Source organism: Maribacter caenipelagi (genome assembly GCF_004364175.1).
Classification (GTDB): domain Bacteria; phylum Bacteroidota; class Bacteroidia; order Flavobacteriales; family Flavobacteriaceae; genus Maribacter; species Maribacter caenipelagi.
Genome location: NZ_SNZW01000011.1, coordinates 1 through 23,828 on the forward strand (window position 1 = coordinate 1; position 23,828 = coordinate 23,828).

Below are 23,828 nucleotides of genomic sequence, written 5' to 3' on the forward strand. Positions count from 1 at the left end.
GCAATTAGCAATTAGCAATTAGCAATTAGCAATTAGCAATTAGCAATTAGCAATTAGCAATTAGCAATTAGCAATTAGCAATTAGCAATTAGCAAAAAATAAATTTTTCTATCTACAATACCTATTTAAATTCTAATTTCAATTCGTAATGCAACGCTGTTGTCAGTTCGAATGGTTTTTAATTCAATATGTTCATTGAATTAAAAAATGCCTGCCCGCCGGTTAGGAGGGTATCGAGAACCTTTTTGAACACGTAAGCTTCTCGATACTAATTTTCTCGTGCCTCAAAAATTCACTCGAAGTGACAGTTACATAAGTCTTGCTTTAAACTTCATTGAGAAAATAGTGAGATTCATCTAAATTACGTAGCGCTCTTCACCATATTACACTAGCTAATATCAAACCCAGCATTCTTGATTAGACATTAAAAAACAATTATAGTTGTCATAATGTAAAGTTTTATTTACTATTAGTAATCAATTATAGCATTATGAATTTTCAAATATTACCCAATAAGTTTAAATCAATAGGATTAATAATTTTCATCATTGGTTTTGTTATTCCATTTACAATAGGTTTTATAAATGGTTTATCGCAACCCTTTAATTCTAATGAAACCAGTCGTTTAACAGAAAAGCTTCTTCAACCAAACCTTTTAAAGTGGCTAGATATTGTTACTATTTTTGGTATGTTAATCTATATGCTCTCAAAAGAGAAAATAGAAGATGATTATATTACTAAACTGCGATTAGAATCTTATCAAATTACCACAATATTTTGTCTAAGCACCATCATTATTTTTCATGTCATTAATAATGAAATGACATTTTATGTTTCTTACATGATATATGCATTTATGCTGCTATATTTAATAACATTTTCCCTTAAAAAGAGATTTGTACTATGAAAAATTTGGTCAAAGTTGAAAGGGCAAGGCTAGATTTGACACAAGCACAACTTGCTGATACATTAGGAGTTTCAAGACAAACTATTCATGCGATTGAAAAAAACAAATTTAACCCATCGGTAATTTTAGCACTTAAAATGGCAAAATTATTCAGTCTAACAGTTGAAGAATTATTCATTATAGATGAAGAATAAATCCAATAGAGCATTTACCTACTACCCCAAAATATTAGCCACCAAATCCTGCAACTCCGCAACTACCTCATCTTCAAACCACGGATTCTTTCTTCGCCAAAAATGATTAACCGGTGAAGGATGTGGTAGTAAGAAAAACTTTGGTAGAAACTCTTTGTAATGCAAAACATTCTCCGTTAGGTTCTTTTTGGCTTGTTTACCCAAATACTGGTCTTGGGAATATTTACCGATGAGCAGAATCAGTTTTACATTTTTAAACTGATTCCATACTTGTGAATGCCATAAAGGTGCGCATTCTTTTCTGGGTGGTAAATCGCCTGTCTTTCCCTTTCCAGGATAACAAAAGCCCATGGGCAGTACTGCAAAATTATCAGGATTGTAAAAGACTTCTTCGCTGACACCAAGCCACTCTCTAAGCTTTTTACCACTAGGATCATCCCACGCCTTATTTTCAACATGTGCTTTTCTGCCTGGTGCCTGACTTACCAATATAATTTTAGAATTATTTGTACCCGCAACAATAGGTCTTGGCTCTAAAGGCAAATGTGCCTTACAAACCTCGCAACCTCTTATTTCTGATAATAAATCTTGCATTGTAGAAATATAATATATCGCAATTTTTGTAAGCTATAGGGAGAAGCAAACTTTGATTGAACAGATTGCTTTGTACTAGGCAACGACGAATAATTCTATAATAACTTTAGTGCTTCACCATCAAAAGACAAACCTTCAAAACCAGTTTCTATAAAATTTCGAATATTCTGATGAGAGCTTCCTTTTAAATCCAATAAGACCTCATCAAAATAATATTGACCAAAACAAGCTAAGGTTTCCTCTTTTGAAAACCCCTCTTTAATAGCAAACGAAAATAATTTACACGAACCGGAGTTTTGACCCACTTCGTTTCTAATAGCTCCGTTCGTATATGCCGTTGGTGTAAAACTGTATTTCGAATCAATCGCGACCATAGTGTCAGAAAAATTAATTTCTTTCGGTGAGGTCTTTAGTTTATTCTTGAACTCTTCTAATGTCATCGTTACCGGTTTTGGACTTAAATAGGATTATTTCTTAGATTTTGATATTCAAATATAACGAAACCCTATTTTTCACCTCTACTTTACCTTCGTTCAAATTCTCAAATCTATTTTACTTATTACCCCCAACAATTATAACGATTTCCCCTTTTGGTGGTTTCTCAGTAAAGTGTTTTAGAACTTCTTCTGCAGTACCACGAACAGTTTCTTCATATAGTTTAGTGAGCTCTCTTGAAACAGAAACGGGTCTTTCAGTACCAAAATATTCCACGAAGTTTCCTAAAGTCTTTAATAGCTTATGCGGAGATTCATAGAAGATTATAGTACGTGGTTCTTCTGCCAATAATTTTAAACGTGTTTGCCTTCCCTTTTTTACGGGTAAAAACCCTTCAAAAACAAACTTATCATTAGGTAAGCCACTATTGACCAAGGCGGGTACAAAAGCTGTAGCACCAGGTAGACAATCCACTTCAACTCCCGCTTCAACGCAAGCACGTGTTAATAGAAAACCAGGGTCAGAAATTGCCGGTGTACCTGCATCTGAAATTAACGCAATATTTTCTCCTCCCTTTAATTTTTCTACCAAAAAATCTACCATTTTATGCTCGTTATGCATATGGTGACTTTTCATTTGGGTACCAATTTCAAAATGATGTAACAATTTACCACTGGTACGTGTATCTTCCGCAAGAATTAAATCTACCTCTTTAAGAACTCGAATCGCCCTTAAGGTCATATCCTCTAAATTACCAATTGGTGTTGGTACTAAATACAGCTTTCCCATATATTTAAATCTCAATCTTCGAGTAAAAAAACCCAACACAGGTGCTGGGTTGCTGATACAAATATTGTATTAATTAAGAGAATCTACGAGATACCAATTCAATGAATCTTTCTTCATAAGGTTCTTTACCTGCCCAATTGTTATAGTCTGGCTTCACCATATTTTTTATAAATGAAATAGAGCGTTCTTCTGTGTCAATAGTATTTAATTGTGATAGTACACGGTTATAATCTTCCATTTTATCATTGAACAAATGCTTTACAAATGCCAAGCGATCGTTCAAATCTACTTTTACGTTACTTTTTGCCAAAAGATCATTTAATGATTTTGGTGCAGAATCTACTTGTTTAAAATCTTCCTTTCTTGGTGTAAAAAGCTCCTTGTCATTTTTCATTAAATCGGGCTTCGACATAAAATCTGCCAATACATCTTCTAACTCTTCGTTATCTGGCATTTCAGATATAAATCCTTTAATGGTATCCATCCCCGGATGCTTAACTATATCTTCTTCATGCGGATTACTTTCCGGCACTCCTGTATTTCCTTTCATTACGGCATTCGCCATTTCTTCGAATTTTGCCGCAATAGCATTTTTAGAAACATCAATTTCCATATCATTGAGTTCTACTTCAATAAACTTAAGCACAGCGAGTTTCTCGTATAGGTTTTTAGAAACCTCGTACAAATTTGTTACATCATCTAAATTATCAGCAGTCAAAATTTCTGTAGATAACTTTCTCAATTCCAGTTTCAACTTATTTTTCATCTCACAATTTTTACGGTAAAGACCTAAATAGCGGGTTTTTTAAATACCTTTATCATTCTTAAATAATAAACGAAAAACCCATTATTTTCGTCTAAAATTACAAAATGTTTCTTGAAAACACAGTTAATCCTAAAGAACAATTCGGCTGGATAGAAGTCATTGCCGGGTCGATGTTTTCTGGAAAGACAGAAGAATTGATTCGTAGACTTAAGCGAGCACAGTTTGCTAAACTAAAGGTTGAAATCTTTAAACCTATGGTAGATACCCGATATGATGATGAAATGGTGGTATCGCATGATGCCAATGAAATTCGTTCTACGCCCGTACCAGCAGCTGCCAATATTCGTATTCTCGCAGATACTTGTGATGTTATCGGTATTGATGAAGCTCAATTTTTTGATGATGAAATAGTTACTGTTTGCAATGACCTAGCGAATAAAGGTGTTAGGGTTATTGTTGCCGGATTAGATATGGACTTTAAAGGAAAACCCTTTGGTCCCATGCCTGCTCTTATGGCTACAGCAGAATATGTTACCAAAGTACACGCCATTTGCACACGTACTGGCAACTTGGCAAATTATAGTTTTAGAAAATCTAGCAATGATAATTTGGTCATGTTGGGCGAAGTAAATGAATATGAACCTTTAAGCAGAGGTGCATATTATAAAGCTATGCTTAAAGAAAAGGTGAAAACGATGGATGTAAAATCTGAAGAAATCGATACCGTCAAAAAGAATGAAAATGGCTAAGGCAGAAGAAACCGTTTTAGAAATTGACTTAAAAGCTCTAGGTCATAACTACCGTTTTTTACGCTCTAAAATAAAGCCAGAAACCAAATTCATGGCAGTGGTAAAGGCTTATGCCTATGGTAGTGATTCTGTCGCTATTGCTACATATCTTCAAGGTTTAGGTATCGATTATTTTTCCGTAGCCTATGTAAATGAAGGCGTAACCTTAAGAAAAGGCGGTATTACTACTCCTATTCTAGTACTTCACCCACAAAAGGTTCATTTTAAAACGCTCATCGAAAATAATCTTGAACCTAGCATATATTCTAAAGCTATTTTATCTGATTTTATAACGGTGGCCAAAGAAATGGGTAAGACCAATTACCCTATTCACCTAAAATTTAATACGGGACTCAATAGACTAGGTTTTTCTGTTGATGAATTACCGGAAATCTCTACTCGTATTAATCATCAAAAAACAGTCCAGGTTATTGCGTTGTTATCGCACTTGGCAGCTACTGAAGATGCTAACGAAACCGACTTTACCAACCTTCAACTAGAACGGTTTGATGCTATTTGCCAAAAGGCAGATGCAATGTTTAAAACAAAGACTATAAAACATGTATTAAATACTTCGGGTATTATTAATTACGCACATGCGCAACATGATATGGTTAGAAGCGGTATTGGTCTATATGGTTATGGTAATGAACCGCACGTAGATGATGAATTACAACCCGTAATGACCTTGAAAACGATTATTTCCCAAAAACACACCATCGCTACAGGAGAATCTGTTGGTTACAATCGTAAATACAAATCTGATCATAAAACCGTAACGGCTACCCTACCTTTGGGTCATGCAGACGGTATTGGTAGAGAATATGGCCATGGAAAAACGTATGTACTTATACATGATAAACCAGCTCCAATTATTGGTAATGTTTGTATGGATATGATCATGGTAGACGTTACCGATATTGAATGTGAAGAAGGAGATGAAGTGGAAATTTTTGGAAAAAACCTGTCTGCGAACGAATTTGCGGAAACAGCTAATACCATAACGTATGAAATACTTACGGGACTTTCTCAACGCATAAAGCGAGTTTTAATAAATTGAGACGTTAACATTTTATTAAGGAATCAAATTTTTTAGTAAATTGCGTTACTTTTTAAAATTAACCATTAATATAAATTAAATAAACATGTTAAAAGAATTTAAGGATTTCATCATGACAGGAAATGTCATAGATTTAGCCGTAGCCGTATTACTTGCCGGTGCTATGGGATTAGTAGTAAGCGGTTTTGTTGGCGACATTATGATGCCAATAGTAGGACACTTTGCAGGAGGTGTAGATTTTGCTGATTTGAAAGTTGTATTAGACGAAGCTGTTGTTGCCGCTGATGGTGCAGTAACTAAACCAGAAAATGCAATTCTATATGGTAAATGGATCAATGCTATTATCAACTTAATTATCGTTGGTTTTGTATTGTTCATGATCGTTAAAGCTTATAACAAAACAAAAACTCCACCAGCTCCAGTTGAAGAGGCTCCAAAAGGACCAACAGCTGAAGAGTTATTGGCAGAAATAAGAGATGCTTTAAAAAAGTAATCTTAATAATACTCCCTAGTTCTAGGGTACCGTTGCACTGCAACTTACATTAATTAAAACCGTCAACTTTGTTTCGCTAACATTGTTGACGGTTCTTTTTTATAGCACACTTTCCAAATTACCTCACCATAAACAATTGTTATATTTTAAACAATTTGTTATATTTTGATTATTCTATTCTTTTTTACTTGTGCAAGTACCAGTAATACGTATTTTTGCCGCTTAATATAATTGTTTTACAAATGAAAGTAGCTGTAATTGGTGCCACAGGCATGGTTGGCGATGTAATATTGAAAGTATTGGCAGAACGTAATTTTCCATTAACGGAGTTATTATTGGTAGCCTCTGAACGTTCTGTAGGTAAAAAGATGACCTTTAAAGGTCAAGAGCATACGGTTATAGGCTTATCAGATGCTGTAGCCGCTAGGCCACATATTGCTATATTCTCTGCAGGTGGTGACACCTCTTTAGAATGGGCTCCAAAATTTGCAGAAGTTGGTACTACCGTAGTCGATAATTCTTCTGCTTGGAGAATGGATCCGACCAAAAAATTAGTAGTTCCTGAAATCAACGCTCATGAACTTACTGCCGAAGATAAAATCATTGCAAACCCTAACTGCTCTACCATTCAATTAGTAATGGCTTTACACCCTTTACACAAAAAATATAAAATGAAACGTGTTATTGTTTCTACCTATCAGTCGGTTTCTGGTACTGGTGTAAAAGCGGTAAAACAATTGGAGAATGAAATTGCCGGGGTACAAGGCGAAATGGCTTACCCTTACCCAATTGGTAGAAATGCATTGCCTCACTGTGATGTTTTCATGGAAAACGGATACACTAAAGAGGAAATGAAATTAGCTCGTGAACCTCAAAAAATCCTAGATGATCGTACTTTTTCAATCAGTGCTACCGCAGTTAGAATACCTACCGCTGGCGGGCATTCAGAATCTGTAAATGTAGAATTTGAAAATGATTTTGAATTGAATGAAGTCCGTCGTTTGTTAAATGAAATGCCAGGTGTAACAGTTCAAGATAATCCTGATACAAATACCTACCCAATGCCAATATACGCTCACGATAAAGATGAGGTTTTTGTGGGTCGTATACGTAGAGATGAAACACAAAGAAACACCTTGAATATGTGGATCGTTGCCGATAACCTCAGAAAAGGTGCGGCTACAAACGCTGTTCAGATTTCAGAATACCTAGTAGAAAAAGGCTTAGTTTAATTTATACCCTTTACAACGTTAAAACCTTCAAAACTTAACTGTTTTGAAGGTTTTTTTATGGTATTTTAGTGCAAACTGAACTACTCATGAAAAAAATAATATCTACGCTATTCATCATTACACTTTTTTTTTCCTGTAAAAACGAATCAAAACCTGAACCCATTATTGTGAATTATCCTGTTACCGCAAAAGTTGATACTGTAGATACTTATTTTGGCACCGAAGTTAAAGACCCTTATCGGTGGTTAGAAGATGATAGAAGCCCAGAAACAGAGGCTTGGGTAAAAGAACAGAATAAGACAACTTTCGGCTACTTAGAAAATATCCCATTCAGAACCGACTTAAAAAATCGACTAGAAAAACTATGGAATTACGAAAAACTAGGTTCTCCGTTCAAAAAAGGGGACTATACTTATTTCTATAAAAACGACGGACTCCAAAATCAATACGTCGTATATAGAGCTAAAGGCGATGAGAAGCCCGAAGTGTTTTTAGACCCGAATACATTTTCTGAAGATGGTACTACATCTTTGGCGGGTTTGAGCTTTACAAAAGATGGGGCATTAGCAGCTTACCTTATTTCTGAAGGTGGTAGCGATTGGCGAAAAGCTATCATTCTAAATGCTGAGACTAAAGAAATAGTGGAAGACACTTTGATAGATATTAAGTTTAGCGGACTTTCATGGAAAGGGAACGATGGTTTTTACTATTCTAGTTATGACAAACCAAAAGGTAGTGAGCTATCGGCTAAAACTGACCAACACAAAGTATATTATCATAAATTAGGCACCGCTCAAAAAGAAGACGAACTTATATTTGGCGGTACTTCTCTAGAAAAGCATCGCTACATTGGGGCTAGCGTCACCGAAGACAACAAGTATCTATTAATAAGTGCATCTGTTTCTACCTCTGGAAACAAACTATTTGTTCAAAACTTAGAAGATCCCAACGGTCTTCTAATACCCATGGTCGAAGACTCAGATTCTGACAACTATGTTATTGATAACATAGGTTCTAAACTATATATAGTTACCAATAGAAATGCGCCTAACAAGAAAATTGTTACCGTAGATGCTAGTAACCCTGAAGCAAAAAATTGGGTAGATTTTATACCGGAGACCGAAAATGTACTTAGCCCTAGCACAGGAGGAGGCTACTTCTTTACCGAGTACATGGTAGATGCCATTTCAAAAGTATATCAATATGATTATGATGGTATTCGTATTAGAGAAGTTAAATTACCCGGCATAGGTTCGGTTAGTGGTTTTAGTGGTGAAAAAGATGATAAAGAACTCTACTTTTCTTTTACAAATTACAACACACCTGGGTCCACATATAAATTTGATCCGCCCAACGGAGAATATAAATTGTATTGGAAACCAGAGATAGATTTTAATCCTGATAACTATACTTCAGAACAGGTTTTCTATTCTTCAAAAGACGGAACAAAAGTTCCTATGATCATTACCTATAAAAAAGGAACTGAGCTAAACGGCAAAAACCCAACCTTACTTTACGCCTATGGCGGATTCAATGTTAGTTTAACTCCGTCTTTTAGTATCGGAAACGCTGTTTGGATGGAGCAAGGCGGAATTTATGCCGTACCAAATCTACGTGGTGGTGGCGAATATGGTAAAAAATGGCATGATGCGGGTATTAAGACCAAAAAGCAAAACGTATTTGATGACTTCATTGCTGCCGCAGAATATTTAATAGCTAACAAGTACACCTCAAAAAAATACTTAGCCATTCGCGGAGGTTCTAATGGCGGATTGCTAGTTGGTGCCACAATGACACAAAGACCGGACTTAATGCAAGTAGCATTGCCTGCTGTTGGAGTTATGGATATGTTGCGCTATCATACATTTACCGCTGGAGCCGGATGGGCTTATGATTACGGTACCGCAGAAGACAATGATGAAATGTTTCAGTACTTAAAAGGATACTCGCCTGTACATAATGTACAAGCGGGTACGGCTTACCCTGCTACTTTGGTTACTACCGGTGATCATGACGATCGAGTAGTACCTGCACATAGTTTTAAGTTTGCAGCAGAACTACAAGAAAAGCAAGTAGGCACGAACCCAACTTTAATACGTATTGAAACAAATGCAGGTCATGGAGCAGGAACACCTGTTAGTAAAACAATAGAGCAATACGCCGATATTTTCGGCTTTACACTCTACAATATGGGCTATACAGCGCTACCTAACCAAAGTGTTTTAAAAGAATTTAAAGAGTAATTACCTTCTTAAATCAATAATTTATTGAAAAATCCGTTTCATATTGGAACGGATTTTTCAATTTTGCATTCCTAAGAATAAAAACATGTTACGAGTAGAGAATCTATCATTTTCATATGATAAACTTCCAATTTTAGAGTCCATCAACCTTCGTATCCAACGCGGAGAACATGTGGCTATAATTGGTGAAAGCGGATGCGGTAAAAGTACCTTGCTGAAACTTATGTATGGTTTGATGGATTTAGAGCAGGGTGAAATTTTCTGGGAAGATGAACAAATTTTAGGTCCGGCTTACAACTTAGTGCCTGGTATGCCATTCATGAAATATCTTTCTCAAGATTTCGATTTAATGCCGTTCATTACCGTTTCAGAAAACATTAGCCAGTATCTCTCCGTTTTTTATCCCGATGAATTAAAAGAAAGAACCGAAGAGCTGTTGGAGTTGATAGAGATGACAGAATTTGCAGACAAGAAAGTAAAAACTTTGAGCGGTGGTCAACAACAACGTGTTGCCTTAGCTAGAGTACTAGCTCAAAAGCCAGAAGTACTACTCTTAGATGAGCCTTTCAGTCATATAGACAACTTTCTTAAAAATAGCTTACGCCGAAATATTTTCAATTACCTGAAAGAGAATCTCATTACCACCATCGTAGCTACCCACGACGTTCATGATGTTTTACCTTTTGCGGATCGTGCAGTTGTTTTACGCGATAAAGATATTATAGCCAGGGCACGGCCTATGGAGCTTTATAAAAACCCTAAAAACTTGTATGTAGCTTCACTTTTCGGCGAGGCCAATATGATTTCTATAGATGTGCTTAAAACGTATGCGAATACGAAAAGGAAAATAATAGTCTATGCTCACGAGTTTCGAGTTTCACCTTCTTCAGGATTAAAAGTGATCGTTGAAAAAGCATATCCGATGGGAAGCCATTATTTGACCGAAAGTAAGAACGATGAGAATGAAATCATCTTTTTTAATGCAGACCAGTTATTACCGAAAGGAAAGGTTGTTTTTCTAAATGTCGCCATTGAAACCATTAACCAACGTATACAAGAAGCGACTACCGCCTAAAGAACCAGTTTTGAACATTTAACGCTTTAATTCAATCTTTTAACGACTAATTCAACTCGAAATAAACTATTTTTCAATACACTACGATAATGTATTGAAATAATGAATAAATTCGATGAAAAAGTTACATTTTGTACTGGCTATTATCATTTTTACAATGATTCTTTTACCACTATTATAGGTCCTAAAAATAATCTTTAACGTATACTACTGTTCATATTTTTCATTGAAAAGTAGGAACATTTGTTTTGTGTATTTTTGTAAAAATTGAATTTTGAACCAAGAACAGCTACTTACCGAACTACAATTTAAAGCTATTAGAAGTAGTGGTCCTGGCGGTCAGCATGCAAATAAAGTTTCTTCAAAAATGGAACTTACTTTTGAATTGAATTCATCGAGCGGACTAACAGAACGAGAAAAGAAAAGAATTCAATTAAAATTAAAAAATAAATTGACCAAAGACGGATTGTTAATTTTGCAATGTGATGAATTTAGAAGTCAGCATAAGAATAAGGAACTAGTAATAAAACGTTTTTTAAAATTAATAGAAAAAGCATTAGTCGTTCCCAAACCAAGAAAAAAAAGTAAACCGACACGGTCATCAATCGAAAAAAGACTGAAAGGCAAAAAAATAGCTTCCCTCAAAAAGGCCAATAGAAGTAAACCAGAATATTAACCAATAGCCTTAGTAAACCTATCTTAAATTTCTTGTTCTAGTAGATGACATCTAGATTACCACTCTAATAGGGTTTCACTTTTAGTATTATTTGAGTTTATGCAAAAATTGTATACAAGATAAAAACTGTAATAGCCCCCGTAAGCCCCAGCAAGCCACTACCTAAACTAAACAACCGATACCCCGTATTTACGTTCATTCCACTCATTTGGGTAACCACCCAAAAGAAACTATCGTTGGCGTGAGAAACTACCGCCGACCCCGCACCGATTACAATTACCACCAAGGCTTTTTGTATTTCAGAATCAAAGCCAAGTGAACTCATCATAGGCATAATAATGGATGCTGTTGTAACCAAAGCCACTGTTGAAGAACCTTGAGCTGTTTTAATAGCCGCGGCCAAAACAAAAGGGAGAAAAATACCCATATTGTAATCGGTTAAGGTCTGTCCTAAAATATCTGCTATACCCGAGTTTTGTAAAATTTTTCCGAATATACCACCAGCTCCGGTAATTAAAATAATTGAGGCAGCATCTTTAATGGCTTTACCCACCCAACCCGATGAAGACAGCATATCATAATTTAATTTTTTCGGCAAAAGCAAGCATAAAAAAATTCCGATTAATAAAGATATTACTGGCTCTCCCACAAAGTTGATGAAGTCTATAAATCCATTGTCCAATCCTGTTTTTACGGGATTAAGAACAGATTTTAAAACTATAAGCACAATAGGAACTAATATTGGAATAGAAGCTTTTAAGGCACTCGGAGAACCTTTTATTTCCTTTTCAACCACTTCAGCATTTTCAACATCTGGCTCTATATATGTTTTTGAAGCATATTTCTTCGCAAAAATAATACCTACGATCAGCGCTATAATACTTGTGGGAAAACCGAAGGCAATTACCAGTCCTAAATCTGCCCCTAAAATACCTGCAGCCGCAATTGGACCTGGAGTTGGCGGCACCATAGTATGTGATGCCATAAGGCCTAACCCTAGTGCAATTGCGGGTCCGGCAATTGAAATTTTTGCTTTTTTAGAAAGGCTTTTATTCAGCGGATGTAATAGCATAAAACCACTATCGGCAAAAACCGGAATAGAAACAATATACCCGATAATACCCATGGCGGTTGGTACTCTTTTAATTCCTATAATTTTCAATACCTTTTCGGCGATGGCGAAAGCGCCTCCTGTATTTTCTAAAAAAGCACCTATGATAACCCCAAGGACAATTATCAAACCTATTTTACCTAGCGTACCCCCAAACCCTTCATTAATCGAAACTATTATATCAGCATAGGGCATACCGGCAAAAATTCCATATAAAATAGAAATAAGGAACAGCGCCAAAAATGCATGAATTTTTAGTTTGGTCGTTAGTATAATAATCGCAATGACCGCAATAATGAGGTAAAATATTTCCATAGTCTAGTGTAAATCTCGTTCTACTTTAGACCCAGAACCACCAACTAGAAAATCTAAGTCGGCACCTTTATCAGCTTGTTCTACATGATCAATATACATTTTAACATATCCTCGTTTTGCCAAAGGTTCTGGAGCTATCCACTCCTTTTTACGTTTGATCAGTTCTTCTAACTCAACATCAAGATGTAATGTGCGTTTTTCAACATTCAGTTCTATCATGTCTCCATTTTTTACAAAAGCTAATGTGCCACCTACTGTCGATTCTGGTGAAACATGCAGAATTACTGTCCCTGCAGCTGTTCCGCTCATTCGTCCATCAGAAATACGAACTATATCTGTTATTCCCCTTGCCAATAACTTCTTCGGAAGGTCTACATTACCTACTTCAGGCATTCCCGGGTATCCTTTTGGTCCAACTCCTTTTAAAACAATAACACTGTTCTCATCTATTTCTAAATCAGGATCGTCTATTCGCTCATGGTAATCTTCCATGCTTTCAAAAACAACCGCCTCACCTCGATGTTGCATTAACCGCGGCGTTGCAGCAGATGGTTTAATAACTGCTCCATTTTCGCACAGATTTCCTTTCAACACGGCAATTCCAGCCTTATCTTGAAAAGGCTTTTCTAAAGTTGCTATTACATCTATATCATAACAGACCTCTTTTTCATAATTATCAGTAATGCTCTTACCATTTACAGTAATGGCTTCATTATGTAATAATGGTTTTAATTCTTTCATGACAACCGGCAAACCACCTGCATAAAAGAAATCTTCCATTAAATATTTTCCCGAAGGTTTTAAATTTACAAGTAAGGGTACTTTACTACCTACCTTATCAAAATCTTCTAAATTCAATTTTACTCCAATCCTACCCGCTATTGCCGTAAGATGAATAATAAAATTTGTTGAGCCGCCTACTGCAGCGTTTGTAATTATAGAATTTTCAAATGCTTCTCTTGTTAATATTTTAGAAAGTGTTAAGCCTTCCTTTACCATTTCTACAATTCGCCTGCCAGACAACTGTGCGAATAATTTTTTTCTAGAATCGACTGCAGGTATTGAAGAAAAACCCGGTAACGTCAACCCTAATGCCTCACACATAGTTGCCATGGTCGAGGCAGTACCCATAGTATTACAATGACCAATACTTCTTGCAACACACACCTCGGCTTCTTTAATATCTTCGGCAGAATATCCTCCAATTTCTTGACGTTCTTTTATCATCCAATTCATAGAACCTGAACCAATTTTCTCACCTCTAAAACGACCACTCAACATAGGTCCACCTGGCACTACAATGGTAGGTAAGTCTACACTGCAAGCGCCCATAATTATTGAAGGTGTTGTTTTATCACACCCTGTTAACAAAACGATACCGTCTAATGGATTGGCACGGATAGATTCTTCCGTATCCATACTTGCCAAATTGCGAAATAACATGGTGGTGGGTTTCATAATAGTTTCTCCCAAAGACATCACCGGAAACTCAAGTGGAAAACCTCCTGCTTCTAAAATTCCTCTTTTAACAACCTCTGCAAAATCTCGTAGGTGGCCATTACATGGTGTTAATTCTGACCAAGTATTACAAATACCTATAACAGGTTTGCCTTCAAAATAATCATCGGGATACCCCTGGTTTCTTAACCACGATCGATGCACAAATCCCATTTTATCGTTACCCCCAAACCACTCACTACTGCGTAATTTCTGCTTCTTATCCATATTACTAAATAGACAATAAATTATATGCCGGGATTAAGATAACAAAATATTCTGAACGAATTTTTAGTGAATTGTTAGTATCGTGGAGCTTTTGCCATTAAAATGAAATACATCGCCCACAGACTTGCCGAATATTAATTTTCCGATTGGAGTTGCTGCAGAAATACAATATGCAGCTCCAGATGCGTATTTAAATTCACCAGCGGAAATAGCTATATAATACGTTGCGGTATCTGTGATAACCAAACTACCTAACCCTACCGTTGGGGTATTTCTATCTTTTGGTACTTTTGAAAGTAGTTGTTGGGTTTTTTCCAGTTCTGCGAGTTGCTGACCCAGTTTTTCTCGCTCTAACTGTATCATGGCGCGACCTGTTTCGTGCTTATCGCCAGCACTACTTTTTGTTTCTGACGTTAAAGCCGTTTCCAGCTCTTTGATCTGACCCTGTATTCTAGTCAACCTATCGTTAACGAAATGAACACAAAAATCGTAAGCGTCATTTTTTAGAATATCAAGTGATTCAGTTTCCTTCAATGTGGTAAAGATCTGCCAGTTTATAGATCAAGTAATTTACAATTTGATTATCACTTTCACCAGCACTTATCATTTTTTGAATCTCGATTTCATTTTCAGCTTTAAAATAGTCCAAATCACCAGAGCGGTCATCGCTAAAAATATTCCACGACTTTAGTCCGCTGAGCATTGCTTTATGTGCTTCGTAACGCTTTGTAATTGACTGAACTCTCTTTTTGTCAACCTTTACGGTTGCTTTTTCATCATGTAAAAGTTTATAGTCTGCAGTTATTTTTGCATCTGCCTTTTCTGCTTCGGTAATAATTTTGAAATATGCCTGAGATACTAACGATTCATATATATTATTAAAACCTGCATCTATGACCTCATCTTTAGCTAGCGCAACATTTGCATCTGTACTGGCGTATAAATCGTCGTTGGCATATGAATTATCAGTTAATAATGATTTTTTCCATGCTTCACTTTTTATATGCTCTTTCCAGACTTTTGCATATTCTCGTTGGTAGTGGGTTTTCGACAATCCGCAGCTAGTAAGGCAAAGCGCTGTCATAACAACTGTAAGCACAGCTGAAATATTTCTTATAAAAAATGTTTTCATATAGTATAATGCTATTACAAACCATCTTATAAGTCTACTGTTCTAGGTAAACCGATAAGTGCATTTTTGGGTAATAGATAATCAAAGGGGACGTACAATTTAAAAATAAAAATAAGAGTATCGATGCCTTTTGGATAAGATTTAAAAAAACAGGTTAAACGGAGAACGGACTAGTCGAACAAATTTGCCAACTTCTTACCAATGGTGCTGCCTATGGCAATACCCATACCCCCAAGACGGACTCCGCATGCCACATTACCAGACACTTGTTTTACTATTGGTTTCTTTTGTTGCCCAACACCCATAATACCACTCCAGCTGTAATCGATTTCAAAATGTTGCTCTGGTAAAATAACTGTTCTTAATAGTTCTTTAAGCCTATTTTCTACTAAAGAAGTCGTTCCAAATTCAGCCGTTTCTTCTGTTTTAAAATCTAAATTACGACCACCACCCAACAAAATACGGTTATCAATATTTCTGAAATAATAGTAGCCTTCTTCTAAATGAAAGGTGCCTTTAACATGTAAGTCTTTAATAGGTTTCGTAATCAAAACCTGTGCTCGTGCCGGTTTCACATTCTCCGATAATAATTGAGCAGCAAAACCATTTGTTGCTATCAGTAGTTTCTTGGTTGTAAATTCTAGATCATCTGTTTTAACCATTACTTCTGCACCTGAATCTTTAAAAGAATGTACTTCGGTTGAATTTACAATTGTGATCCCTTTTTGCTGTGCTAATTGCACCAAAGATGTCATCATCTTACCGGTATCTATTTGCCCTTCAAAAATCTGAGAGATATAGTTGGTATTGATTCTATTGAAATTGAAGGTATTTGAAGTGGTCTTAAAGACATCTTCTTTAAAAACGGAATGAAGTAACTCGTTTACCGACTTTAATTCTTTTAGACAGCGCTCGTATAATTCTAAATCCTTGTTTAAAAATAACTCGTGTCCGCCATAATTCTGATACCCAATTGCGGTATCTCCTAAAAGATGACGCAAAGTATGTATACCGTCATATCTTTCTTTCACCAGATCAATTACCTCTTGTTCCGAGTGTATTTTTAAGTCCGATAAAATTTCAGAAATACTACCAAAACAGGCAAATCCGGCATTTTTGGTGCTCGCACCTTGAGGAAGTTTCCCTTTTTCCAAAATGAGAATACGTGCCTTCGGATGTTTTGCCTTTAATTCTATTGCACAATTTAAACCTACAATACCACTACCGATGATTGTAAAATCGATATTCGAAAACCACGACGTACGTTCCCAGTAACTTAGATTCATAACAGCATTTTGATTGCGATATAAGATAGAAAAATCAATCTTAAAAACGGACATAAAAAAACTCCAACATTTCTGTTGGAGTTCGTTATTAACTTTCTGGTTGAGGATCCATTTTAAAATCGTTCATGAAGGCTGTTGTATAATTACCAGCCAAATAATCTGGATGGTCCATTAATTGCCTGTGAAACGGAATGGTGGTCTTAATTCCTTCAATTACAAACTCATCTAAAGCACGCTTCATCTTGTTAATTGCTTCTTCTCTAGTTTGGGCAGTAGTAATCAACTTAGCGATCATTGAATCGTAATTTGGAGGAATACTGTACCCACTATAAACATGAGTATCCATTCTTACCCCATGACCACCTGGCGTATGCAAGGTTGTAATTTTACCTGGTGATGGTCTAAAATTGTTATATGGGTCTTCCGCATTAATTCTACACTCGATAGAATGTAATTTTGGAAGGTAATTTTTACCTGAGATCGGCACACCTGCAGCTACAAGTATTTGTTCACGAATTAAATCATAATCAATAACTTGTTCTGTAATTGGATGCTCTACTTGAATACGGGTATTCATTTCCATAAAATAGAATTTACGGTGCTTATCTACCAAAAACTCAATAGTACCAGCCCCTTCGTATTTTATGTATTCTGCAGCCTTAACCGCAGCTTCACCCATTGCTTCTCTTAACTTATCTGTCATGAAAGGTGACGGAGTCTCCTCTGTCAACTTTTGGTGACGACGTTGAATAGAACAATCTCTTTCTGATAAATGACATGCTTTACCGAATTGATCACCAACAATTTGAATTTCAATATGTCTTGGCTCTTCAATCAACTTTTCCATGTACATACCACCATTACCAAAAGCAGCAGTTGCTTCGTTAACGGCACTATCAAAAAGCTCTTCCATTTTGTCTTCAGACATTACGGCGCGCATACCCTTACCACCACCACCGGCTGTAGCTTTAATCATTACAGGGTAGCCCATTTTCTTGGCTATCTTCTTGGCATCCGCAACATCTTTCAAAAGACCTTCTGAACCAGGTACACAAGGTACACCAGCTTCTTTCATGGTTTCTTTGGCCGTAGCCTTATCTCCCATTTTGTCTATTTGATCACCAGAGGCACCAATAAATTTTATATCATGTTCTGCACATATACGTGAGAACTTTGAGTTTTCTGAAAGAAAACCATAACCTGGGTGAATAGCATCTGCATTTGTAATTTCTGCAGCTGCAATTATATTAGGGATCTTTAAATAAGATTCGCTACTAGCAGCAGGACCAATACATACAGCTTCATCTGCAAAACGTACATGTAAACTTTCTTCATCTGCCTTACTATATACAGCTACCGTTTTAATACCCATTTCTTTACAGGTACGAATAACACGCAAAGCGATTTCTCCCCTATTGGCAATCAGTATTTTTTTAAACATCTTTTAAATTTTAAGTTCTTGGTTCCATAACATTCTTAAACACCGTTTAGCAACGGCATCTAACAATAACTACTCAAAATTTAGTTAAGAAGGATCTACCAAAAATAATGGTTGATCAAACTCTACCGGTGAAGAATCATCAACTAATATCTTAACGATAGTACCAGAAACTTCTGATTCAATGTCATTGAACAATTTCATTGCTTCAATTACACAAAGTACATCTCCTGTACTAATAGACTGTCCTACCTCAACAAAAACAGGTTTGTCTGGTGAAGGTTTTCTATAAAAAGTACCAATAATCGGAGATTTTATAGTGATATATTTATCATCTTCAGCTTGTTGCTTTTCAGCTTCTGTAGCTCCGGCTGCTACCTGAGTTTCTACTGGTGCAGGGGCTGCAGCAGGCATAGCTGGCTGAGCCATAGGCATTGTGTGCACGTAAGTGGGCTCAGAATTTGTTGATAAGCTTCCTGTACGAATGGTGATTTTAATATCATCCGTTTCCAGTTTTACCTCGCTAGCGCCAGACTTGGCAACAAACTTGATAAGGCTTTGAATTTCTTTAATATCCATATTTTCTAAGTTATAATTGGTAGTTGTTGTTAGTTAATACGCCCATTTCAAGTAGATAGAACCCCATGTAAAGCCACCACCGAAGGCTGCAAATACTAAGTTATCACCCTTTTTAAGCTGTTTTTCGTAATCAAATAATAACAGTGGCAAAGTTGCTGAAGTAGTATTACCGTAACGTTGAATATTCATCAACACTTTTGAGTCATCTACACCCATTCTTTTTGCAGTAGCATCAATAATACGTTTATTCGCTTGATGTGGCACTAGCCAGTCTACATCTTCTTCCGTAAGGTCATTTCTATCCATGATCTTCGCTGCTACATCTGCCATATTAGATACGGCAAATTTGAACACGGTTTTTCCCTCTTGAAAAATGAAGTGTTTTTTGTTGGTCACACTTTCTATAGTGGCCGGCATTAATGATCCGCCACCTTCCATACCTAAGAATTGTCTTCCGCTACCGTCTGCTCTTAAATACTCATCTTGTAAACCAAGACCTTCTGTATTCGGTTCAAAGAGAACTGCACCAGCTCCATCTCCAAATATGATACAGGTGGTACGATCAGTATAATCAATAATAGATGACATTTTATCTGCCCCTATAAGTAGTACTTTTTTATATCTACCGGTTTCGATATGACCGGCAACCGTTGACATGCCAAAAAGAAAACTTGAACAAGCAGCTAATAAATCATAGGCAAAAGCATTAACAGCTCCTATTTCTGAAGCAACGAATGCTGCCGTAGAAGCCACCATACTGTCGGGCGTTGCCGTAGCAACTACAACAAGGTCTATTTCTGAGGCTTTCAGCCCCTTCTTCTCCATTAGGTCTTGTGCCGCTTTAATGGCTAAATACGACGTACCTTCTCCCTCTTCCTTCTTTAAGACCCTTCTTTCTTTAATGCCCGTTCTGGTAGTGATCCATTCGTCATTGGTTTCAACCAAATCCTCAAGCATTTTGTTAGTCATTACAAACTGGGGAACATAGCCTCCTACCGCGGTAATAGCTGCTGTAATTTTGGTCATACTTTATTTGCTTTCTTGTAAAAAACTTAAAAAACCTGTCAAAAGTCATGAAAATTAGTGATTTTCAACGACTTTTTGGGTAAAGTTATCGGGTTTTTGAAAAATTGCAATTAATAGCCACACCTCTGTTACTCCTTAATTTATCTGAGTAACAAGATCCTAAAATAGAAATTGGGCTAAAAAAAACTCCCTCCTTCAAATGAAGTGGGAGCTTAGTATAATGTAAAAGGGTCTTAAGCTTCTGCTTCTTCAGTTTTATCAACCAAAACTTGACCTCTATAATGTAATTTTCCTTCGTGCCAGTGAGCTCTGTGAAATAGGTGAGTCTCGCCAGTTGTAGAATCTGTAGCCAAAGTAGGAGCTACTGCCTTATAATGTGTTCTTCTTTTGTCTCTCCTTGTCTTGGAAATTTTTCTCTTAGGATGTGCCATTTAAACCTTATTTATCCGTTAATAGTTTCTTTAATTCGTCCCAACGGGGATCGTTTTCTTCTTTGTCTGATCTTTTCTCTTTTGGTTGAAGCTCGTTTAACCTGTCTAACACTTCAGATTCTAAAGTGCCATCTTCAATACCAGGATGAATTCTTTTTTGTGGAACTGCCAATACTAGCATTTCATACACATACTGCGCAATGTTCAATTGGTGTTCGTTATGCGGAAGAATCAATATTTCATCATTCTCATCATTATACTCTTCACCAAACTTAACCACCAAATGTAAATCTCCGCTTATAGCCTGATCATACGGTTCGCTAGTTATGTCACAATCAACATTCACTGTTCCTGATGCTTCCAAATCAACCTCCATCATTGTACTTGTTTTATGAAGTACTACATCTAAATTGATGTTGGTAGCGTTGAATTCATCGTATCCAAAAGAATCAAAGAACGTATTATCAATCTGGTAATTAAAGTTGTGTTTCCCTTGCTTCAATCCTGAGAAAAGAATATTGAACTCCTTTTGCTTCATCTCGTACACACTTAAATTAACACTAATCGCCCACAAAAGGCGGGTGCAAAGATACTATAATTTTGATAAAAGACAATAGTTATCAACTATTTATCTTTATAACTTTTTATTCGAACCAAAAATTAACGTTCCCGCTTTAAACGTTGCTTTTTTAGTACGTCTTTCGTAAGCTCTTCATACTCGGTTCTGTTCTTGAAAATCTTCAGCGCCATAAAGACCGCTTCTTTAAACGAACTTTCGTCAGCCACCCCTTTTCCTGCTATTTCATAGGCAGTACCGTGATCTGGCGATGTTCTAACTTTACTTAGACCTGCAGTAAAATTCACGCCTTGACCAAATGATATTGTTTTAAAAGGAATCAACCCTTGATCATGATATGCAGCCAAAATTGCATCGAACTTTTTATAGCCATCAGACCCAAAAAAACTATCTGCTGAATACGGACCATATACTAAATGACCCATATTTGACATTTCTTTAATAACCGGCTTCATTACTTCATCGTCTTCTTTACCGATTACACCATTATCTCCGCTATGCGGATTTATACCTAACAAAGCGATTTTTGGCTTACGAATACCAAAATCCATCATTAAAGATTTTTCTATCGTATTGATCTTATCGCGTATTAACCTAGGGATTATTGCTGCAGATACATCTTTTACCGCTACATGATCTGTAAGCAAGCCGACCTTTAAAGTATCAGTTACCATAAACATCAAACTTTCACCATCTAACTCTTGTGCTAAAAAGTCGGTATGGCCAGGGAATTTAAATTCTTCTGACTGAATATTGTTTTTATTGATCGGTGCCGTTACCAATACATCTATGTCTCCCTTTTTTAAGGCATCTACTGCTGCTCTTAAAGATTTAATAGCATATTCGCCACCATCTTTGGTCGCCTGCCCAAAATTAATTCTAGGGACTTCTTTCCAAACATTTACGATATTGATCTTATTATCTATCGCTTTTGAAGCATCTGGTATTCCATTGAAAACAATACTTAGATTCAATTGTTTCATTTGAAACGAAACCGTCTTATTAGAGGCAAAAATAACGGGAGTACAAAAATCTAACATTCTGCTGTCTTCGAATGTTTTTAATGCTACCTCACAACCTATTCCGTTCAAGTCTCCTATAGAGATACCTAACCTAATTTTCCTGTTTTCCTCCATGATAATCTGTACCTTTGTAACCCCACGTAAAACCACAAAAATGGTTTTGACCTCCCCAAAGGAGAGGTAAGGTGGTTATCCCATTTATACATTGGGATATAAATAATGAAGCACAAAATTACTTAAATTAAACGACACATGTTTACGGGAATTATTGAAACATTAGGTAAGGTTACTTCTCTTGAAGCCAAAGGCGGTAACTTAGATATTACTATAGAATCTAGCTTAACACCTGAACTGAAAATAGATCAAAGCGTAGCACATAACGGCGTTTGTTTAACCGTTGTTAGCTTAACGGATACTACCTATACCGTAACAGCTATTGCCGAAACATTGAATAAAACCAATCTTGACACACTTAGAACTAATGACTTGGTAAACTTGGAACGCGCCATGATTTTAGGGTCTAGGTTAGATGGACATATTGTTCAAGGCCATGTAGATCAAACTGGCGAATGTACTAGTGTAAAAGAAGATAATGGCAGTTGGATTTTCTCTTTCACTTATGATGACGCAACAGGAAACCCAACTATTGAAAAAGGCTCTATTACTATAGACGGTACAAGTTTAACGGTAGTGAATTCTGGTAAGAATACTTTTGAGGTTGCTATTATACCCTATACGTACGAGCATACACGTTTTAATACCTACAAACCGGGAACTATTGTAAACCTGGAATTTGATGTTATCGGAAAGTACGTTGCTAAGTTGATGGCAAAATAATCTGCTATACCTTAATAAATATTTTTTTCTGATATAAAATGTAGCCCACAAGGCTATAAAATAGCACTACACTCAGTCCATATAAAAGGGATGATGTTTCTAGTGCAAAAAAATCGTGCACATATACTGCTTGAAATAACCAACCATGTAATGAGGTATCGCCAATTTGTATTTGCCCCATTACTTTACTGATAAAACTCGACAAGAAATAAATAACAATGGCATTTGCACCTGCATATCTGAAAATTGAACCAAATTCTATTTTCTTTACATCGGTCAAATAATAGACCAATGCTAAAATTAAGTTTGCCCAACCTGCGGTTACCAACACGAAACTACTTGTCCAGAGTGCTTTGTTGATGGGGAAGACAAAATCCCAAATGTGCCCTATAATAAGTAGACTACCACCCAATCCCATTAAAATGGTGGCTTTCTTTTCTTGTTTACTGGTTAAGATGAGTCCTGTGAACACTCCCAATAAAGAGCTTGCAATTGAGGGTATGGTACTTAGCAATCCTTCTGGGTCATAATCTGCTTTGTAATTGTGAGACCCAAAGACTTTTACGTCTACCCAATTGGCTAGATTATTAGGTGCTCTTTCCAATGTTGAGACCACACCTTCAACAGGAACAAAAGTCATTATCAACCAATACCCTATCAGTAATATTGCGGTAACCCAAATTAACTTTTTCCAGCTCAGGTTAATGAACAATACAGCTGCAAAAAAGAACACTACACCAATGCGTTGCAGCACACCCGGAAAACGAATATCGCTGAACTTTTTAAAGAACGGATAGTGAATTAGAAACGCTCCTAAGAAAAGTCCCAATGCAATTAATTTAAATGCTCTTATGGCAATTTTTTTATATGCTTTTGTATCTACAGTTCTGTTTTTATAAGAGAACGCTATCGATGTACCTACGATGAACAAAAAGAACGGAAAAACTAAATCGGTCGGTGTATAGCCATGCCAATCGGCATGTAAAAAAGGAGAATACACATTAGACCATGTTCCGGGTGTATTTACCAAGACCATTAACAATATGGTAGCTCCTCTAAAAATATCGACCGATAAAATTCTGTCTTTTATCATCTTT

At 36.3% G+C, this 23,828-nt stretch carries 26 protein-coding genes; 10 read left to right on the forward strand and 16 right to left on the reverse strand.

Annotated elements, in window-relative coordinates:
- Positions 1-490: 490 nt before the first annotated feature.
- The gene (locus DFQ03_RS00865; RefSeq protein ID WP_133671150.1) at positions 491-907 is read left to right on the forward strand and encodes a hypothetical protein; all 417 of its coding nucleotides are present in this window, start codon (positions 491-493) and stop codon (positions 905-907) included.
- Positions 904-1,101, forward strand: a complete 198-nt coding sequence (locus DFQ03_RS00870) for a helix-turn-helix transcriptional regulator (protein ID WP_133671151.1) — start codon at positions 904-906, stop codon at positions 1,099-1,101. Before DFQ03_RS00865 ends, DFQ03_RS00870 begins: the two co-directional genes overlap by 4 nt.
- 21 nt (positions 1,102-1,122) lie before the next feature.
- Here the strand turns inward: DFQ03_RS00870 and DFQ03_RS00875 are convergent, their stop codons facing one another.
- The 4 genes from DFQ03_RS00875 to DFQ03_RS00890 all read right to left on the reverse strand — a co-directional run bounded on the left by DFQ03_RS00875 (position 1,123) and on the right by DFQ03_RS00890 (position 3,685).
- Positions 1,123-1,695, reverse strand: a complete 573-nt coding sequence (locus DFQ03_RS00875) for a uracil-DNA glycosylase family protein (protein ID WP_133671152.1) — start codon at positions 1,693-1,695, stop codon at positions 1,123-1,125.
- A gap of 95 nt (positions 1,696-1,790) precedes the next feature.
- Positions 1,791-2,135, reverse strand: a complete 345-nt coding sequence (locus DFQ03_RS00880) for a HopJ type III effector protein (RefSeq protein ID WP_133671153.1) — start codon at positions 2,133-2,135, stop codon at positions 1,791-1,793.
- Between the two features lie 112 nt (positions 2,136-2,247).
- Positions 2,248-2,919 (reverse strand): 16S rRNA (cytidine(1402)-2'-O)-methyltransferase, encoded by a 672-nt coding sequence (rsmI, locus tag DFQ03_RS00885; protein ID WP_133671154.1) that lies wholly within the window; start codon positions 2,917-2,919, stop codon positions 2,248-2,250.
- Positions 2,920-2,992: 73 nt separating this feature from the next.
- Entirely contained in the window at positions 2,993-3,685 is a 693-nt protein-coding gene (locus DFQ03_RS00890) for a hypothetical protein (RefSeq protein ID WP_133671155.1), read from the reverse strand.
- A gap of 104 nt (positions 3,686-3,789) precedes the next feature.
- On the opposite strand from DFQ03_RS00890, the gene DFQ03_RS00895 reads away from it, so the two are divergent.
- The 7 genes from DFQ03_RS00895 to arfB all read left to right on the forward strand — a co-directional run bounded on the left by DFQ03_RS00895 (position 3,790) and on the right by arfB (position 11,252).
- On the forward strand, positions 3,790-4,434 hold the full coding sequence (locus DFQ03_RS00895) for a thymidine kinase (RefSeq protein WP_133671156.1): 645 nt from the start codon (positions 3,790-3,792) through the stop codon (positions 4,432-4,434).
- Complete coding sequence (gene alr, locus DFQ03_RS00900; protein WP_133671157.1) at positions 4,427-5,533, forward strand: alanine racemase; 1,107 nt, start codon at positions 4,427-4,429, stop codon at positions 5,531-5,533. Before DFQ03_RS00895 ends, alr begins: the two co-directional genes overlap by 8 nt.
- Positions 5,534-5,618: 85 nt before the next feature.
- The gene (mscL, locus tag DFQ03_RS00905; RefSeq protein ID WP_133671158.1) at positions 5,619-6,026 is read left to right on the forward strand and encodes a large conductance mechanosensitive channel protein MscL; all 408 of its coding nucleotides are present in this window, start codon (positions 5,619-5,621) and stop codon (positions 6,024-6,026) included.
- A 242-nt stretch (positions 6,027-6,268) separates the two neighbouring features.
- Positions 6,269-7,258, forward strand: coding sequence for an aspartate-semialdehyde dehydrogenase (locus DFQ03_RS00910; protein WP_133671159.1), 990 nt, complete (start codon positions 6,269-6,271; stop codon positions 7,256-7,258).
- A gap of 86 nt (positions 7,259-7,344) precedes the next feature.
- The gene (locus tag DFQ03_RS00915) at positions 7,345-9,501 is read left to right on the forward strand and encodes a prolyl oligopeptidase family serine peptidase (RefSeq protein WP_133671160.1); all 2,157 of its coding nucleotides are present in this window, start codon (positions 7,345-7,347) and stop codon (positions 9,499-9,501) included.
- An 85-nt stretch (positions 9,502-9,586) separates the two neighbouring features.
- A complete protein-coding gene (locus DFQ03_RS00920) occupies positions 9,587-10,576 on the forward strand; it encodes an ABC transporter ATP-binding protein (RefSeq protein ID WP_133671161.1) in 990 nt (329 codons plus the stop codon).
- Positions 10,577-10,850: 274 nt separating this feature from the next.
- Positions 10,851-11,252 carry an alternative ribosome rescue aminoacyl-tRNA hydrolase ArfB gene (arfB, locus tag DFQ03_RS00925; RefSeq protein WP_133671162.1) on the forward strand — a complete coding sequence of 134 codons (402 nt, stop codon included), beginning with the start codon at positions 10,851-10,853 and terminating at the stop codon, positions 11,250-11,252.
- Between the two features lie 97 nt (positions 11,253-11,349).
- Here arfB and DFQ03_RS00930 read toward each other — a convergent pair whose 3' ends face one another.
- The 11 genes from DFQ03_RS00930 to pdxA form a co-directional block, all read right to left on the reverse strand.
- Entirely contained in the window at positions 11,350-12,678 is a 1,329-nt protein-coding gene (locus DFQ03_RS00930) for a GntP family permease (RefSeq protein WP_133671163.1), read from the reverse strand.
- Between the two features lie 3 nt (positions 12,679-12,681).
- Positions 12,682-14,403 carry an IlvD/Edd family dehydratase gene (locus DFQ03_RS00935; RefSeq protein ID WP_133671164.1) on the reverse strand — a complete coding sequence of 574 codons (1,722 nt, stop codon included), beginning with the start codon at positions 14,401-14,403 and terminating at the stop codon, positions 12,682-12,684.
- 63 nt (positions 14,404-14,466) lie between these two features.
- On the reverse strand, positions 14,467-14,937 hold the full coding sequence (locus DFQ03_RS00940) for a 3-oxoacyl-ACP synthase (RefSeq protein WP_133671165.1): 471 nt from the start codon (positions 14,935-14,937) through the stop codon (positions 14,467-14,469).
- Positions 14,924-15,535, reverse strand: a complete 612-nt coding sequence (locus DFQ03_RS00945) for a hypothetical protein (RefSeq protein ID WP_133671166.1) — start codon at positions 15,533-15,535, stop codon at positions 14,924-14,926. Before DFQ03_RS00945 ends, DFQ03_RS00940 begins: the two co-directional genes overlap by 14 nt.
- Positions 15,536-15,705: 170 nt before the next feature.
- A complete protein-coding gene (locus tag DFQ03_RS00950; protein WP_133671167.1) occupies positions 15,706-16,821 on the reverse strand; it encodes an NAD(P)/FAD-dependent oxidoreductase in 1,116 nt (371 codons plus the stop codon).
- Positions 16,822-16,909: 88 nt separating this feature from the next.
- On the reverse strand, positions 16,910-18,262 hold the full coding sequence (gene accC, locus DFQ03_RS00955; RefSeq protein WP_133671168.1) for an acetyl-CoA carboxylase biotin carboxylase subunit: 1,353 nt from the start codon (positions 18,260-18,262) through the stop codon (positions 16,910-16,912).
- 84 nt (positions 18,263-18,346) lie between these two features.
- The gene (gene accB / locus DFQ03_RS00960) at positions 18,347-18,838 is read right to left on the reverse strand and encodes an acetyl-CoA carboxylase biotin carboxyl carrier protein (protein WP_133671169.1); all 492 of its coding nucleotides are present in this window, start codon (positions 18,836-18,838) and stop codon (positions 18,347-18,349) included.
- 33 nt (positions 18,839-18,871) lie between these two features.
- Positions 18,872-19,864, reverse strand: coding sequence for a beta-ketoacyl-ACP synthase III (locus DFQ03_RS00965; protein WP_133671170.1), 993 nt, complete (start codon positions 19,862-19,864; stop codon positions 18,872-18,874).
- 233 nt (positions 19,865-20,097) lie between these two features.
- Entirely contained in the window at positions 20,098-20,295 is a 198-nt protein-coding gene (gene rpmF / locus DFQ03_RS00970; protein ID WP_027065618.1) for a 50S ribosomal protein L32, read from the reverse strand.
- A gap of 7 nt (positions 20,296-20,302) precedes the next feature.
- On the reverse strand, positions 20,303-20,833 hold the full coding sequence (locus DFQ03_RS00975) for a YceD family protein (protein ID WP_133671171.1): 531 nt from the start codon (positions 20,831-20,833) through the stop codon (positions 20,303-20,305).
- A gap of 122 nt (positions 20,834-20,955) precedes the next feature.
- Positions 20,956-22,008, reverse strand: a complete 1,053-nt coding sequence (gene pdxA, locus DFQ03_RS00980) for a 4-hydroxythreonine-4-phosphate dehydrogenase PdxA (protein WP_133671172.1) — start codon at positions 22,006-22,008, stop codon at positions 20,956-20,958.
- Positions 22,009-22,146: 138 nt separating this feature from the next.
- Between pdxA and DFQ03_RS00985 the strand changes: the two genes are divergently transcribed.
- Positions 22,147-22,731, forward strand: coding sequence for a riboflavin synthase (locus tag DFQ03_RS00985; RefSeq protein ID WP_133671173.1), 585 nt, complete (start codon positions 22,147-22,149; stop codon positions 22,729-22,731).
- 4 nt (positions 22,732-22,735) lie between these two features.
- On the opposite strand, the gene DFQ03_RS00990 is transcribed toward DFQ03_RS00985, so the two are convergent.
- Positions 22,736-23,824: an acyltransferase family protein gene (locus DFQ03_RS00990; RefSeq protein WP_133671174.1), complete on the reverse strand. Its 1,089-nt coding sequence runs from the start codon at positions 23,822-23,824 to the stop codon at positions 22,736-22,738.
- Between the last annotated feature and the right edge of the window lie 4 nt (positions 23,825-23,828).